The sequence below is a fragment of the Streptomyces sp. NPDC058052 genome (genome assembly GCF_042885515.1).
Classification (GTDB): Bacteria; Actinomycetota; Actinomycetes; order Streptomycetales; family Streptomycetaceae; genus Streptomyces.
Genome location: NZ_JBHVRX010000010.1, coordinates 83,892 through 98,462 on the forward strand (window position 1 = coordinate 83,892; position 14,571 = coordinate 98,462).

The 14,571-nt window shown below is 74.4% G+C and carries 12 protein-coding genes; 7 read left to right on the plus strand and 5 right to left on the minus strand.

Annotated features, from left to right (window positions below):
* Window positions 1-16: 16 nt before the first annotated feature.
* From ACFVU3_RS16415 to fabF, 3 genes are all read left to right on the plus strand, one after another.
* Complete coding sequence (locus tag ACFVU3_RS16415) at window positions 17-1,048, plus strand: ketoacyl-ACP synthase III (RefSeq protein WP_390066646.1); 1,032 nt, start codon at window positions 17-19, stop codon at window positions 1,046-1,048.
* A 57-nt stretch (window positions 1,049-1,105) separates the two neighbouring features.
* A complete protein-coding gene (locus ACFVU3_RS16420; RefSeq protein ID WP_390066648.1) occupies window positions 1,106-1,372 on the plus strand; it encodes an acyl carrier protein in 267 nt (88 codons plus the stop codon).
* 79 nt (window positions 1,373-1,451) lie between these two features.
* Window positions 1,452-2,714: a beta-ketoacyl-ACP synthase II gene (fabF, locus tag ACFVU3_RS16425; RefSeq protein WP_390066650.1), complete on the plus strand. Its 1,263-nt coding sequence runs from the start codon at window positions 1,452-1,454 to the stop codon at window positions 2,712-2,714.
* A 55-nt stretch (window positions 2,715-2,769) separates the two neighbouring features.
* Here fabF and ACFVU3_RS16430 read toward each other — a convergent pair whose 3' ends face one another.
* On the minus strand, window positions 2,770-4,506 hold the full coding sequence (locus ACFVU3_RS16430; RefSeq protein WP_390066652.1) for a PQQ-binding-like beta-propeller repeat protein: 1,737 nt from the start codon (window positions 4,504-4,506) through the stop codon (window positions 2,770-2,772).
* A 70-nt stretch (window positions 4,507-4,576) separates the two neighbouring features.
* Entirely contained in the window at window positions 4,577-5,071 is a 495-nt protein-coding gene (locus tag ACFVU3_RS16435) for a DUF3145 domain-containing protein (protein WP_390066654.1), read from the minus strand.
* Between the two features lie 265 nt (window positions 5,072-5,336).
* On the opposite strand from ACFVU3_RS16435, the gene ACFVU3_RS16440 reads away from it, so the two are divergent.
* Window positions 5,337-6,227: an SGNH/GDSL hydrolase family protein gene (locus ACFVU3_RS16440; RefSeq protein WP_390066655.1), complete on the plus strand. Its 891-nt coding sequence runs from the start codon at window positions 5,337-5,339 to the stop codon at window positions 6,225-6,227.
* 48 nt (window positions 6,228-6,275) lie between these two features.
* Here ACFVU3_RS16440 and ACFVU3_RS16445 read toward each other — a convergent pair whose 3' ends face one another.
* A complete protein-coding gene (locus ACFVU3_RS16445) occupies window positions 6,276-8,741 on the minus strand; it encodes a beta-glucosidase (protein ID WP_390066657.1) in 2,466 nt (821 codons plus the stop codon).
* A gap of 105 nt (window positions 8,742-8,846) precedes the next feature.
* Between ACFVU3_RS16445 and ACFVU3_RS16450 the strand changes: the two genes are divergently transcribed.
* Complete coding sequence (locus tag ACFVU3_RS16450) at window positions 8,847-9,419, plus strand: TetR/AcrR family transcriptional regulator (RefSeq protein WP_390066659.1); 573 nt, start codon at window positions 8,847-8,849, stop codon at window positions 9,417-9,419.
* A 232-nt stretch (window positions 9,420-9,651) separates the two neighbouring features.
* Here the strand turns inward: ACFVU3_RS16450 and ACFVU3_RS16455 are convergent, their stop codons facing one another.
* Window positions 9,652-10,449 (minus strand): NAD(P)-dependent oxidoreductase, encoded by a 798-nt coding sequence (locus ACFVU3_RS16455; RefSeq protein WP_390066661.1) that lies wholly within the window; start codon window positions 10,447-10,449, stop codon window positions 9,652-9,654.
* Between the two features lie 49 nt (window positions 10,450-10,498).
* Here ACFVU3_RS16455 and ACFVU3_RS16460 point away from each other — a divergent pair, with 49 nt between their 5' ends.
* Together ACFVU3_RS16460 and ACFVU3_RS16465 are read left to right on the plus strand one after the other, a co-directional pair.
* Entirely contained in the window at window positions 10,499-11,413 is a 915-nt protein-coding gene (locus ACFVU3_RS16460) for a LysR family transcriptional regulator (RefSeq protein ID WP_390066663.1), read from the plus strand.
* On the plus strand, window positions 11,401-12,126 hold the full coding sequence (locus ACFVU3_RS16465; RefSeq protein ID WP_390066665.1) for a carbon-nitrogen hydrolase family protein: 726 nt from the start codon (window positions 11,401-11,403) through the stop codon (window positions 12,124-12,126). Before ACFVU3_RS16460 ends, ACFVU3_RS16465 begins: the two co-directional genes overlap by 13 nt.
* Before the next feature lie 200 nt (window positions 12,127-12,326).
* Here ACFVU3_RS16465 and ACFVU3_RS16470 read toward each other — a convergent pair whose 3' ends face one another.
* On the minus strand, window positions 12,327-14,519 hold the full coding sequence (locus ACFVU3_RS16470; protein WP_390066667.1) for a M4 family metallopeptidase: 2,193 nt from the start codon (window positions 14,517-14,519) through the stop codon (window positions 12,327-12,329).
* Window positions 14,520-14,571: the final 52 nt, after the last annotated feature.

The window sequence follows — 14,571 nt, forward strand, 5'->3', positions numbered from 1 at the left end:
AGGAGTGTCGAGAAGCATGTCGAAGATCAAGCCCAGCAAGGGCGCCCCGTACGCGCGGATCATGGGTGTCGGCGGCTACCGCCCGTCCCGGGTCGTGCCGAACGAGGTGATCCTCGAGAAGATCGACTCGTCCGACGAGTGGATCCGTTCGCGCTCGGGTATCGCCACGCGCCACTGGGCCTCCCCCGAGGAGACCGTCACCGCCATGTCGGTGGAGGCGTCCGGCAAGGCGATCGCCGAGGCCGGCATCGTCCCGGAGCAGATCGGCGCCGTCGTCGTCTCCACCGTCTCGCACTTCAAGCAGACCCCGGCCGTGGCCACCGAGATCGCCGACAAGATCGGGGCCGGGAAGCCGGCCGCGTTCGACATCTCCGCCGGCTGCGCGGGGTTCGGCTACGGCCTGACCCTCGCCAAGGGCATGATCGTCGAGGGTTCGGCCGAGTACGTCCTCGTGATCGGCGTGGAGCGGCTGAGCGACCTGACGGACCTGGAGGACCGCGCGACGGCCTTCCTGTTCGGCGACGGCGCCGGCGCGGTCGTGGTCGGCCCCTCCGACGTGCCGCACATCGGCCCCACCGTCTGGGGTTCCGAGGGCGACAAGTCGGAGACGATCAAGCAGACCGTGCCGTGGAACGAGTTCCACGTCGGCGACGTGTCGAACCTCCCCCTCAACGAGGCGGGCGAGATCAAGTTCCCGGCCATCACGCAGGAGGGCCAGGCGGTCTTCCGCTGGGCCGTCTTCGAGATGGCCAAGGTCGCCCAGCAGGCGCTCGACGCCGCCGGCATCACGGCGGACGACCTGGACGTCTTCATCCCGCACCAGGCCAACATGCGGATCATCGACTCGATGGTGAAGACCCTGAAGCTGCCGGAGCACGTCACGGTCGCCCGTGACGTCGAGACCACCGGCAACACCTCGGCCGCCTCGATCCCGCTCGCGATGGAGCGGCTCCTGGCGACCGGACAGGCGAAGAGCGGCGACACCGCGCTCGTCATCGGCTTCGGGGCGGGTCTCGTGTTCGCCGCGACGGTCGTTACTCTCCCCTAGGCGACCGGGATCTCCCGGACGCCAACCCACCGAAGCAACCACAGAAGGAGCGCCACCATGGCCTTCACCCAGGAGCAGCTCGTCGAAGGTCTCGCGGAGATCGTGAACGAGATCGCCGGCATCCCGGTCGAGGACGTCCAGCTGGACAAGTCCTTCACCGACGACCTGGACGTCGACTCCCTGTCCATGGTCGAGGTCGTCGTCGCCGCCGAGGAGCGCTTCGACGTCAAGATCCCCGACGAGGACGTCAAGAACCTCAAGACCGTGGGCGACGCCGTCTCCTACATCCTGTCCCACCAGGACGGCGGCATCTCGAAGGGCTGAACCGGCCCCCGCTGACCCGGCCAGCCACCCGGCGGTGGCGCCGTCTTTCGACCATCACACACATGGAGAACGAATTCCTGTGAGCTCGACCAATCGCACCGTGGTCGTCACCGGTATCGGCGCAACCACACCGCTGGGTGGCGACTCCGCATCGACCTGGGAAGGTCTGCTTGCGGGACGCTCCGGCGTCCGGCCCCTGGAGGGCGAGCGTTTCGCCGAACTGCCCGTCCAGATCGCCGCGTCCGCGGCGGTGGACCCGGGCGACGTCCTGCCCCGCCCGCTCGCCCGCAAGCTGGACCGCTCGGCGCAGTTCGCGCTGATCGCGGCCCGCGAGGCGTGGGCCGACGCGGGCTACACCGCCCCGGCCGGTGAGGACGCGAGCATCGCCCCCGAGCGGCTCGGTTCCGTCATCGCCTCCGGCATCGGCGGTGTCACCACCCTGCTCGACCAGTACGACGTGCTGAAGGAGAAGGGCGTCCGCCGCGTCTCCCCGCACACCGTGCCCATGCTGATGCCGAACAGCCCCTCCGCCAACGTGGGCCTGGAGGTGAACGCCCGCGCCGGCGTCCACACCCCGGTCTCCGCCTGCGCGTCGGGCGCCGAGGCGATCGGCTACGCCATCGAGATGATCCGCAGCGGCCGTGCCGACGTGGTCGTCGCCGGTGGCACCGAGGCCGCGATCCACCCGCTGCCGATCGCCGCCTTCGCCAACATGATGGCGATGTCCAAGAGCAACGACGAGCCGACGAAGGCATCGCGCCCCTACGACACCGCGCGCGACGGCTTCGTGCTCGGCGAGGGCGCCGGCGTCGTGATCCTCGAGTCCGAGGAGCACGCCAGGGCCCGCGGCGCGAAGATCTACTGCGAGGCGCTCGGCCAGGGCCTGTCGGCCGACAGCCACCACATCGCGCAGCCCGAGCCGACCGGCCGGGGCATCGCCGCCGCGCTCCAGCACCTGCTGGACTCCACCGACCTGAAGCCGTCCGAGGTCGTGCACCTCAACGCGCACGCCACGTCGACGCCGCAGGGCGACGTCGCCGAGATCAAGGCGCTGCGGAAGGTCTTCGGCGACGACCTCGACCACGTGGCGGTCTCCGCGACGAAGTCGATGACCGGTCACCTCCTGGGCGGCGCGGGCGGCATCGAGACCGTCGCGACGGTCCTGGCGCTCCACCACCGTCTGGCCCCGCCGACCATCAACGTCGACGACCTGGACCCCGAGGTCGAGGCCGACATCGTCCGCGGCGAGCCCCGCGTCCTGCCCCAGGGCACGATCGCCGCGGTGAACAACTCCTTCGGTTTCGGCGGCCACAACGTCGTCCTGGCGTTCCGCACCGTCTGATCCGCGTCACACGCGGGAGGCCCGCCCCGGGTTCGGGGCGGGCCTCCCGCGTCTGTCAGCGGAGGGGCAGCGCGAAGAGCGCCGGGTGGGGGGCGGAGGCCCTTCGGCCGACGACGACGTGGGCGCCGTCGACGGGGAGCAGGACCGGGTCGCCGGAGACGATCGCCGCGGGGTCCTCGGTGACCGTTCCGCCGCGGGGGGCTCCCGTGACGGCGTCGAGCAGGGCGATGTCCGTGCCCCGGTGGGCGAAGAGGACGGCGACACGGCCGTCCGCCTCCGGGGCGAGCGCCTCGACGCCCGAGCCCTCGGGCGCGTGCTCCCACGCCGGGCGGCCGTCCTCCAGGGAGAGGGCGACCACCTTGCGGGCCCGGGAGGATCCCTCGGCGGCGAGGACGACCAGCCGGCCGCCGGCCACGACGGCGCGACCGCTCTGGCCGGTCTCCGCCACCTGTTCGGGCACGACGAGCGTCCCGGCCGGACCGAAGACCGGCACGGTCGCCGTGGGCGTGCCGCGCTCGTCGAAGGCGAGCACCGCGTTGGTGCCGCGCGGGTCCTCCTCGTTCACGGCCACGACCGGCGGAGTCGCCGAGACCACCGCGGCGGCGGCCCGCGACTCGACGGGCAGGGGCCGGGTCCACCGCTCCTCACCGGTACGGGTCTCCAGCGCGACGAGCCGCGCGCCGGTGCCGCACTGTTCCACGAGGAGCGCGCGGTCCTCGTCGGCGCCGAGCGCCCGGATCGCGCAGCCCCGGCCCAGCGGCCGCCGCCAGCGCTCCTCACCGGACTCGGCGGACCGGCCGCGCACCGCCCGGTCCTCCGCGGCGACGGCCGTGCTCCCGGCGACCGCGAGGCCGTACGGGGCGACCCCCGTGCCGCCCGTCCGCTGCCGCCACAGCACCTTGCCGGTCGAGGTGTGGACCGCCAGGAGGGTGGCGCAGGGCTTCTCGTGCCGCCCGAAGGCGACGAGCCCGATCTTCCCGCCGGTGTCCTCGCTCATGGCGCACACCGCCTCGCGGCGGGGGGCCGGAACGTTCCAGCGGACGGCCCCGTCGCGGGCGGCGTAGGCCGTCAGGCCGTCGGTCCGGACGTGGACGACGGCGTCCCCGGCCCCCCAGGCGCCGGGCGCCGTGTCGTACGGGCCTCCGGCCGGCCGCACCGTCCAGGCGACCGCCGCCTCGCCGGGCTCCCGGGGCACGGCGGGGGTGGAGGCGGAAGCCGAGGCCGAGGCCGAGGGCGCAGCGGAGGCCGGGGCGGGAACCGGGGCGGAGGCGGAGGGAGGGGCCGAGGGCGACGGGGCTCCGGGGGCGGCCGGCGCGGAGACCGTCCCGGCCGCCGGCCGCAGCGCCTCGTAGCCGGCGATGCCGAAGGGGCCTCCGGCGACGAGCCCGAGCACCACGAGCCCGAAGACGAGCGCGTCGTACCAGTCCCCGTCCGATCCGCCGTCCGATCCGCTGTCCGATCCGCCGTCCGGCCCCTTGCCGGGACCACCGTCCGGCCCGTCGGCCACGTCACCGGCGCCGTCACCGGCCGCCGGGTCGCCCGTCCTCTCCGCGGCCGTCTCCGCCTCCGTGGCCGGCCGCGGCGTCGCGTCGTCCGGGAGAGTGCCGCCGAAGACGCCGAAGAACAGGGCCGCGACGACCACCAGACCGAGGGTCCACGCCACCAGGCCACCGGTCACGTCCCCGTCCACCAGCTGGTAGACGAGGCCCGCCAGCAGCACCAGTGCCGAGCCGAGGGCCGCCGACCCCAGCGTGACGGCGACCGCCCCGGCCGTTCTGCGCAGACCCGTCATGCCGTTCCCCCGCCCCGCGCGCCCCCTGCGCGCCCAGTGGCGGGAAACTAGCGCGCCCGGGTGAACGGCCTCAGACGACCTGGTGAAGCCAGCGGACCGGGGCGCCCTCTCCCGCGTAGCGGAAGGGCTCCAGCTCGTCGTCCCAGGGCTTGCCGAGGAGCCTGGCGATCTCGGCCTCCAGGACGGTCTCGCCCTGCGCGGCGCGGGCGAGGGCGGCGCGGAGCCGGTCCTCGGGGACGAGGATGTCGCCGTGCATGCCGGTGACGGCGTGGAAGATGCCCAGGTCGGGGGTGGCGCTGTAGCGCTCGCCCTCGGCCGTCGGACAGGGCTCGGCGGTCACCTCGAAGCGGAGCATCTGCCAGCCGCGCAGGGCGGAGGCGAGTTTCGAGGCGGTGCCGGTCTCGCCCTGCCAGGAGAACTCGGCTCTCCAGGTGCCGGGAGCCGCGGGCTGGCGGATCCAGTCGAGCTGGACCCGCGCACCGAGGACACCCCCCACCGCCCATTCGACGTGCGGGCAGAGCGCGCGCGGTGCGGAGTGTACGTACAGGACTCCACGTGTCGTCACCGGGACCTCCAGTGTGGGACGAGGTTCGCCTTCCCAGCGGCCTCGGTAATCAGCATCAGGCGAAGAACTCCGCAAACCTTCTGAAAAGGGACAGCATGTGACGTGATGTAATTTACCGGAGCCGGTCGGCGCGGGCGCGCCGCTGGTTCGACGGGGGAAAAGCTACCGTGCCGCACCGTCATCGGGGTGACGTACGGTCGGTCCGGGGGCGGGTGGACACGAAGCTTTCACCCGCCAGGAGGCCAGCAGCGCGAAGGAGGGGGCCGTGCCGTACGGCCGACGCCGATTCCGTACCGCCGTCGTGGGCGCCGTGCTCGCGGTGGCCGCGCTCGCGGGGTGCACGGGCGACCCGGCGGCCGCGCCGGCCGCCTCCGCGACGGCGTCCGCCCCGTCGCCGTCGCCGTCGCCGGCCTCGCGGTGGGATGTCTCCCCCGCGTCCGTCGCCGCCGTCGGCGACTCCATCACCCGGGCCTTCGACGCCTGCTCGCTCCTCGCGGACTGCCCGGAGGCGTCCTGGGCGACCGGCACGGACCCGGCGGTGAACAGTCTGGCGCTGCGGCTGCTCGGCACCGGGCGGGTGGCCGGGAACAGCTGGAACCTGGCCCGCAGCGGGGCCAGGGCGGCGGCGCTGCCGGAGCAGATGGCGCGGGCCGCGGCCGAACGGCCCGGCCTGGTCACGGTGATGATCGGCGCCAACGACGCCTGCCGGCCCACCCCGGCGGGGATGACGCCGGTGGCGGATTTCCGCCGGTCGTTCGAGACGGCGATGGCCCGGCTGCGGAAGGACGCCCCCGAGGCGCAGGTGTACGTGGCGAGCGTGCCCGACCTGCGGCGGCTGTGGGACACCGGCCGGACGAGCCCGCTGGTGCGGCGGGTCTGGGAGCTGGGTGTCTGCGGTGCGATGCTGGCGGACCCGGAGGACCTGGGGGCGGCGGCGGAGGAGCGGCGGACGAAGGTGCGCGACCGGGTGGTGGCGTACAACGAGGTCCTCGCGGAGGTCTGCGCCGCGGACGAGCTCTGCCGGTACGACGGCGGGGCGGTGTTCGGTTTCCGCTTCGACGAGTCGCTGCTGAGCACCTGGGACTGGTTCCATCCGAGCCGCGACGGGCAGGCGCGGCTGGCGGAGCTGGCGTACCGGCGGATCACGGAGAAGTAGGCCCCGGGGCGGGCGTCAGGTCCGCCCCGGGGCCGGTCGCGGGGTGCTCTACGGCTCCACGGTGGTGACGAGGCGGGTGTCGTCCAGTGCGTGGGCGGCGTGGAGTTCGTAGCGGCCGGGGACGAGGGTCCAGGCGTTCTTCTCCTCGTCCCAGATCTCGAAGGCGCGGCGCGGGAGCGCGATCACGGCCTCGGCGGTCTCGCCGGGCGCGGCCTCGACGCCGGCGAAGGCGGCGAGCCGGCGGGCGGGGCGCTCGACGGTGTCGTCGAGGGGCGCGAGGTAGATCTGGACGGTCTCGCGGCCGGGCCGGTCGCCGGTGTTGGTGAGGCGGACGGTGACCGATTCGGCCGTGGCCTCCAGGGCGTCGTACGACCAGGTGGTGTAGCCGAGGCCGTGGCCGAAGGCGTACGCGGGGACGGCGCCGGTCCTGTCCCAGGCGCGGTAGCCGATGAACAGGCCCTCGGTGTAGTCGAGTACGCCGCCGGTGGGGGTGACCTCGGTGACGGGGGCGTCGGCGAGGGCGGCGGGCCAGGTGGTGGGGAGGCGGCCGCCGGGCTCCTCGGCGCCGGTGAGGACGTCGGCGAGGGCGGCGCCGCCCTCCTGGCCGGGGAACCAGCCGAGCAGGATCGCGGCGACCTCGTCGCGCCACGGCAGTTCGACCGGTGAGCCGGCGTTGACGACGACGACCGTGTTCGGGTTGACGGCGGCGACGGCGCGGACGAGGTCGTCCTGGCGGCCGGGGAGGGCGAGGTCCTTGCGGTCGAAGCCCTCGGACTCGACGCGTTCGGTGGTGGCGACGACCACGACGGCGGTGTCGGCGGCGCGGGCCGCCTCGACGGCTTCGGCGATCAGTTCGTCGGGGTCACGGCGGGGACCGAGGTGGACGAAGGAGAACATGACCGCGGGGAGCGGGGCGGCGAACTCCTTGGCGAGGGTGTGCCGGAGGGAGACCTCGACGGTCTCGCCGGCGGTGAGCTCGACGGTGCCGCGTTCGACCGGGGAGCCGAAGAAGGCTTCGAAGGGGTCGGTCTCGGGGCCCATCTCCTGGACGCCGTCGAAGAGTTCGCGTCCGGCGACGGTGAGGGCGAAGGCGCCGAGGCCGCGGGTGCCGAAGGCGTGGGCGCCGGACTCGCGGGGGGTGAAGGCGCCGGTGACCTCGATGGAGGCGAGGGCGTCGTGGGTGACGCCGGCCGGGAGGTCGTCGCCGATCCACTGGACCTGGCCGTTGGGGAGGGTGCCTTCGCCGAGGACGTTCCCGTCGGCGTCGCGGCAGACCGCGCGGAGGGTGAAGCCCTGGTCGGCGGGGGCGAGTTCGTCGCTGGGGTCGGCGCCGACCACGTAGCTGAGGGCACCGTCGGGCAGGGCGGCGGCGAGGCCGTCGAGCGGGGAGACGACGTGCTCGGGGAAGACCTGGGCGGAGCCGCCGCCGAGGACGCGGGCGTCGCGGGCGGCGGCGCCGGAGAGGGCGACGGTCGTCCCGGCCGCGAGGGGGAGGGCCCGGCGCTCGTTGCGGACGAGGACGAAGCCGCGGCGGGCGATCTCGCGGGCGAGGGCGTCGCCGTCGATGACGTCGGGGTGTGCGGTGACGGCGGCGGGGGCTCCTTCGAGGGCGCCGACGCGGGCGGCGAGCCGCAGCACGTTCCGGACGGCGGCGTCGACGGCGGACTCCTCGACCTCGCCGGCCCGGACGGCGGTGGCGAGGTGCTCGCCGTAGACGGTGACGGGGCCGGGCATGGCGACGTCGAGGCCGCCGGTGATGTCGCCGGTGGTGGAGCGGGCGGCCATCCAGTCGGAGACGTTGACGCCGTCGAAGCCCCACTCGCCGCGCAGGACGTCCTCGACGAGGTGGCGGTGCTCGGTCATCGTCACGCCGTTGACCTGGTTGTAGGCGGTCATGACGCCCCAGGGGCGGGCGTCGGTGACGATCGCCTCGAAGGGGGCGAGGTAGAGCTCGCGGAGCGGGCGCGGGGCGATCGTGTTGTCGACGGTGAAGCGGTCGGTCTCGGCGTCGTTGGCGACGAAGTGTTTGACGGTGGTGCCGACGCCGCCGTCCTGGACGCCCTGGACGTAGCCGGTGCCGATGGCGCCGGTGAGGTACGGGTCCTCGCTGTACGCCTCGAAGTGGCGGCCGCCGAGCGGGGTGCGGTGGAGGTTGACCGTGGGGGCGAGGAGGACGTGGACGCCCTTGCGGCGGGCCTCCTGGGCGAGGAGCCGGCCGGCCCGGCGGGCGAGGGCGGGGTCCCAGGCGGCGGCGAGCGCGGTCGGGGACGGCAGCGCGACGGACGGGTCGTCGGCGGTCCAGCGGACGCCGCGGACGCCGACGGGGCCGTCGGACATCACGAGCGAGGCGAGGCCGATCTCCGGCAGGGCGGGCAGGGACCACATGTCCTGGCCGCCGAGCAGCCGGGTCTTGGTGTCCAGGTCGAGCTGGGCGAGCGCGGCCTCGACGGCTGCCTCGCGCACGGCGTCCTCGTTCACGTCCGTACCTCCGCGTTGAAGTGCTGGTGCGGCCATCATGAACCCGCCTACCTGTAGATCGGTAGGTGATGTGATCTGTTCGTTATCTTGACCATGGCGTACGGTCCTGTCGACAGGGACCTGCGGAAAGGGGGCCGGCCGATGGCACGGACCAGGAGCGAGGAGCGCCGCGCGGAGATCCTGCGCGCGGCCCTGGAGGTGATCGCGGAGCGCGGCTACCGGGGCGCCACGCTCGGCTCCGTCGCCGAGCGCGTCGGCCTGACCCAGCAGGGTCTGCTGCACTACTTCCCCACCAAGGAGGCCCTGCTCGTCGCCGTCCTTGAGGAGCGCGACCGCTGGGACACCAGCGGCGGCCGGGACCGCGAGGGCTGGCGGCTCGACCTGCTGGACTCGCTGGTGGAGTACAACGCGATGCGGCCCGGGATCGTGCAGACCTTCTCCGCGCTGCTCGGCGAGAGCGTCACGGACGGGCACCCGGCCCGGGAGTTCTTCACCGAGCGGTACGCGCAGGTGCGCGCCAACATGACGGACGTGCTGCGGCTGGAGTTCGGCGAGCGGCTGCCGGGCGGCCTCACCCCGGAGCGGGCGGCCCCGCTGCTCACCGCGGTGATGGACGGACTCCAGTACCAGTGGCTCCTGGACCCGGCCGCGGTGGACATGCCGGGCGCCTTCCGGGACTTCCTGCGGCTCCTCGCGGGCTCCGCCGCGCGCTGATCCGGGCCGTACGGGACGGGTGCGGGGCCGACGGGATTCGAACCCGCGCGAGCGCACCGCCAGGTCCGGCGGCCGCTCCCTCTCCCCGGGCCTCGGGGACCTCCTCGGCCCGGCTCCGCAATCGCCCGCTCTGCCACGGCCCCGCACCCTGCGGTGCCGCGCGCGGCACCGGTGCCGCGGAGTCTAGGCCGTTTCTTCCGGATCAGGCCGGGGGGATCCCGCCCGGCCGTCCCTACCGGGCCACCGCCGCCAGGTCCTGGGCGAGCAGCTCCGGGTCCGCGACCAGGAGCCGGTGGACGGCCTCCAGGAGGGGCAGCTCCGTCACCTCGGCGGCGAGCGCCACGTCCTTCGCGGCGAGCGCCACCGGGAAGTGCGAGCCGGTGCCGGTGACCCGGCCGACGGCGCCGCCGATCGGGCCCGCGCCCAGGGTGCGCAGGGCGAGTTCGCGGGGCAGGCCGAGCGCCTCGGCGAGCGCCAGGCTCTCGGCGACCAGCGCCACTCCCCCGATGGCCGCGTTGATGAGGACCAGCTTGAGGGCGGCGCCGTCGCCGGGCCCGCCGCAGGCGGTGACCGTGCCGAGCCGGCCGAGGACGTCCGCGACCGGGGCGGTGTCGCCGCCCGCGAGGATCAGCAGCTCCCCGGCGGCGGCCCGGTCGACGCTGCCCATGACGGGCGCGTCGATCAGGGTCGCCCCCGCGGGGAGCCGGGCCGCGAGCGCGCGGGTGGCGTCGGGGCCGATGGTGGAGGTGTCGATCCAGTGGGTGCCCGGGCGCAGGGCCGGGACCAGTTCGTCGGCGACGGCGCGGGCGGCCGCCGGGTCGGCCAGCATCGTGATCACGACCTCGGCGTCCCGGACGGCCTCGGCGGGGCTCGCGGCGAGGACGGCGCCGGCCTCGACGAGCGGCGCGGCCTTGGCGGCGGTGCGGTTCCAGACGGTGAGCGGATGGCCGGCGTCGAGGAGGCGGCGGGCCATGGGGCGGCCCATGGAGCCCAGGCCGAGGAAGGCGATCGTCTGCGGGGTGGTGTCCATGGCCTCGACGCTAGGACCGCCACTGCCATGCGACAAGCGAATGTCTAGCATGGCAGCCATGCAGCTCACGCATGGTTCGTACGACGCCTTCCTCGCCGTCGCCCGGTCCGGGTCCTTCACCGCCGCCGCCCGCGCCCTCGGCTACACCCAGTCCGCCGTCTCCCGCCAGGTCCGGTCCCTGGAGGAGGAGTGGGGGGCCGAGCTGTTCGAGCGGCTGCCGCGCGGGGTGCGGCTCACCGAGGCGGGGCGGGCGCTGCTGCCGCATGCCGAGGCGGTCCGGGACCGGCTGGCGGCGGCGCGCGCCGAACTGACCGCGCTGCGCACCCTGGACGGCGGGCTGCTGCGGCTCGGCGCCTTCTCCAGCGCCACCGCCGCCCTCGTGCCGCGGGCGCAGGCGGCCTTCCGGGAGCGGCATCCGGGGGTGGTCGTGACCCGGGTCGAGGGGCCGTCGGTGAAGCATCTGGCGCTGGTCGCGGCCGGGGAGGAGGACCTGGCGGTGGTCAGCCCGGCCGTGGACGCCCCGCTCCCGCCGGGGGTGACGCTCCATCACCTCCTGGACGAGCCGATGCTGGTGGCGATGGAGCGGGGGCACCCGTACGCGGGGCGGCGGGAGGTGCGGCTCGCGGAGCTGGCCGGGGAGGAGTGGATCGTCGGGAACGAACGGCTGGAGGACACCCTCTTCCGGCCCGCCCTCGCGGCCGGGCTCCGGCCCCGGACGGGGCTGCTCGCGCACGACTGGATCGCCAAGCTGGGCGCGGTCGCGGCGGGGCTCGGCGTCACGCTGGTGCCGGCGCTGGCGGCGTCGTCGGTGCGCCCGGACGTCGCGCTCGTCACGATCCACCCGGAGGACGTGCCGTACCGCAGGATCGGGGCGGCCGCGCCGGGGGCGCCGACGGCGGCGGCGACGGCCTTCCTGGAGCGGTTGCGGGCGACCGCCGAGGAGCTGCGAGCATGGGGGCCATGATGCTCGCCGCCGCCCAGTTCGCCCCGCTCGCCGGGGACGTCGACGCCAATGTCCGTACGATCGCCGGCCTGGTCCGGGAGGCAGGGGCCGCCGGTGCCCGGGTGGTCGTCTTCGCGGAGCTTTCGCTCACCGGGTACGACACGGCCCTGATCCGGGAGAACCCGTCCCTGGTGCTCACCGAGGACGATCCCCGGCTGGAGCCGGTCCGCGCGGCGTGCCGGGCCGCCGGGGCGGCCGCGGTCGTCAACGGACCGGTGCGGGGCGGGGGCGCGCTGCCGGGCCTGACGACGCTGGTGATCGGTCCGGACGGCTCGACGCTCGCCCGCTACGACAAGCGGCACCTGTACCACGGGCCCGAGCGGGACACCTTCACGGCGGGCACGGCCGACGGGCGGTTCGTCCTGGACGGGCTCCGGTTCGCGCTCGCCACCTGTTACGACAACCGCTTCCCGGAGCCGGCCGGGCGGGCCGCCGCGGACGGCTGCTCGGTGTACCTGGCGAGTTCGATGCTCGACGCGGCGAACGACTCCTTCGAGACCGTCTACCCGGTCCGCGCGCGGGACTTCGGCCTCTTCGTGGCGCTGGGCAACTCGCTGGGGCCGAGCGAGGTCGGCGAGGGCGGCGGCAGGGCCGGGGTCTGGGGGCCGGACGGCGGGCGGCTCGCCGACGCGGGTCCGGAGAAGCCGGGGTTCGTCCTGGCCGAGGTGGGCTGAGCCCTCTCCGGCCGGGACGCGGAAGGACCGGGACGCGGAAGGACCGGGACGCGGAAGGACCGGGACGCGGAAGGGCCGGGCCGCCGTGGGACTCCGGCGGCCCGGCCCGGGCGACCGCACGACGGACCCCCCGCCCGTCGCACGGTCTCCCTGCCCGGGGGCGGGGTGTCAGGCCCCCGCCCCGGGGCGTTCGTGGCCCGCTACGGGGCGCTCAGGCCCAGCGTGTAGGCGCCGGAGCCGCTGTAGGCGTGCACGACGTAGCGGTAGTAGCCCGCGGTGCCGTAGTAGCTGGTGTCCTCGTCGGCGCCGGCGGTGCCGCCGACGGCCACGTCCGCCCAGGCCGCTCCGTTCCACTTCTGCAGGTAGAGGTCGAAGTCGGTGCCGGCCGGGCCGCGCAGGCAGCCGACGTGGGTACCGGCGCTCGCCGCGTAGTAGTAGGAACCGTCCGGCTGGGCGGCGGCCTGACCGGAGGCCAGCGTGCCCCGGTAGGTGTGCTCGGTGTTGTCGCAGCCGGTGGGGGGCGTGGTGCTGCCGACCGTCAGCTGGTAGGTGACGGTGTGGGTGGCGGATCCCGTACCGGTGACGGTGATCGGGTAGGTGCCGTTCGGGGTGCCCGCGGCGACCTTGACGGTCATCGTGGAGGAGTTGCCGGAGGTCACCGAGGCGGGGTTGAAGGAGACGTTGACGCCGCTGGGGGCGCCGCTCGCCGTGAGCTGGACGGTCTGCGCGGAGCCGCCGGTGGTGCTGGTGTTGACGGTGGCCGTGACCGAGGTGTCCGGCTGCGCCGAGCCCGAGGACGGGTTCAGGGAGAGCGAGAAGTCAGGGGTGCTGGTTCCGCCGCAGTCGGTCTCGCCGGACTGGGCGGGGACGCCGACCGCGTTCCAGGCCGCCTTCACCGCGTTGCACTCGGCGGCGCCGTAGGTGTTCTTGGCGGTGGTGAGGGTGGCGCGGCGGGCCGCGGGGTGGTTCCAGGACGAGGTCTTCAGCAGCAGGGCGCCCATGAAGATCTTGCCGGCCTTCTGGATGCCGATGCCGGTGACGGAGGACGGGCCGCCGGAACATATCGGGCTGCTGGGCTTGCCGCCGCCCGGGTTGGAGCCCTCGGCGAGCAGGTAGAACCAGTGGTTCTGCGGGCCGGCCGCGGCGTGCACCTCGGTGCCCGAGGTCAGCTGGGTGTAGCAGTTGGGGTCGTTGTTGATGAGCGAGGGGTTGTACATGTTGCGGATCGGCTGGTTGTTGCCGGTGAAGTTGAGCTCCTCGCCGACCGTGTAGTCCGGGGTGTCGTTCGGGTTGTTGGCGTAGTGCTCGGTGAGCGCGCCGAAGATGTCGCCGGTGGACTCGTTCATGCCGCCGTTCTCGTTGGACGAGCCGGCCGAGCCCGGGGTCCGGTCGAAGATCTCGTGGCCGTACTCGTGGGCCACGACGTCGATGCCGGTGAGCTGGTTGGTGCCGTTCTGGTTGCGCCCGTAGGTGGTCTTCGTACCGTCGTAGTACGCGTTGACCTGCGTGAGTCCGGCGCGGGCCGGGACCATGCCGCCCTGGCCGTTGATGCCGTTGTAGCCGAACCACTCCTTGAGCATGTCCGACTCGCGCTGGGCGGCGTACATGATGTCGACGCAGGCGGTGACGAGGTCGTTGGCGCCGCCGTTGCCCCACGGGGAGGAGCCCGTGTACGCGCTGCCGTTCTGGCCGCCGCACTTGAAGCCGCCGCGGCTGGTGTCGGTCATGGAGCCCGCGGCGGTGTCGATGGTGACGTTGCCGTTGTGGTAGCCGCGGCCCTCGGCGTGCCGGACCTTGTCGGTGACCTGGGCGACCTTGCCGGTACGGGCGTCGACGTAGGTGTCGAGCGAGCTGGGCACGTTGCCGGCGGTGGTGCCGACGACCAGGGTGTGCCAGGCGAGGACGGGCTTGCCGGCCTTGAGGAGCACGGTCAGTTCGGGGGTGCTCGCGCTCTCCACGGAGGCCAGCCGGCCGCGGGCCGTGGCGAGCGCGGCCGCGGCGGTCACCCGGGCGCTCGTCGTCGGCAGCCTGAGGGCGGGGGCCGCGGCGCCGGTGACGTCGCGGACCTTGCCCGAGGAGTCGGAGAGGACGACGGCGTCGCCGCCGCCGTGGACCGGGAGGCCCTTGTACGTCCGCTGGTAGGCGGCGTAGTAGAGGCCGTTCGACCACGGGGTGACGGACGTCCGGACGAGGTCCTCGTCGGCGCCGTGGCGCAGTTCGTCGAGGCCGCTGGCGGCGGCGGTGTCCGCGGCCGCCAGGGCCAGGGACTTCCCGTGGCCCGGCGGGGCCGGCTCCGCCGCGGGGGCGGCGGAGGCGGTCCCGGCGAGGACGGTCGCGAGGCTCGCCGAGAGGGCCAGGGCGGTCACGGCCGCCGTGAGTCTGGTGGGGTGCAACGTCGTGCTCCGTTCAGGGTGGGGGAGACGGATCGTCGCGCCGAGTATGGGC

Bases quoted from the DNA above. Each gene is read 5' to 3' on its own strand.
- ACFVU3_RS16420 (WP_390066648.1), top strand. From the start codon at position 1,106: ATGGCCTTCACCCAGGAGCAGCTCGTCGAAGGTCTCGCGGAGATCGTG.
- ACFVU3_RS16415 (WP_390066646.1), top strand. From the start codon at position 17: ATGTCGAAGATCAAGCCCAGCAAGGGCGCCCCGTACGCGCGGATCATG.
- ACFVU3_RS16450 (WP_390066659.1), top strand. From the start codon at position 8,847: ATGGCACGGACCAGGAGCGAGGAGCGCCGCGCGGAGATCCTGCGCGCG.
- ACFVU3_RS16455 (WP_390066661.1), bottom strand. From the start codon at position 10,449: ATGGACACCACCCCGCAGACGATCGCCTTCCTCGGCCTGGGCTCCATG.
- ACFVU3_RS16460 (WP_390066663.1), top strand. From the start codon at position 10,499: ATGGCAGCCATGCAGCTCACGCATGGTTCGTACGACGCCTTCCTCGCC.
- ACFVU3_RS16465 (WP_390066665.1), top strand. From the start codon at position 11,401: ATGGGGGCCATGATGCTCGCCGCCGCCCAGTTCGCCCCGCTCGCCGGG.
- ACFVU3_RS16445 (WP_390066657.1), bottom strand. From the start codon at position 8,741: ATGGCCGCACCAGCACTTCAACGCGGAGGTACGGACGTGAACGAGGAC.
- ACFVU3_RS16430 (WP_390066652.1), bottom strand. From the start codon at position 4,506: ATGACGGGTCTGCGCAGAACGGCCGGGGCGGTCGCCGTCACGCTGGGG.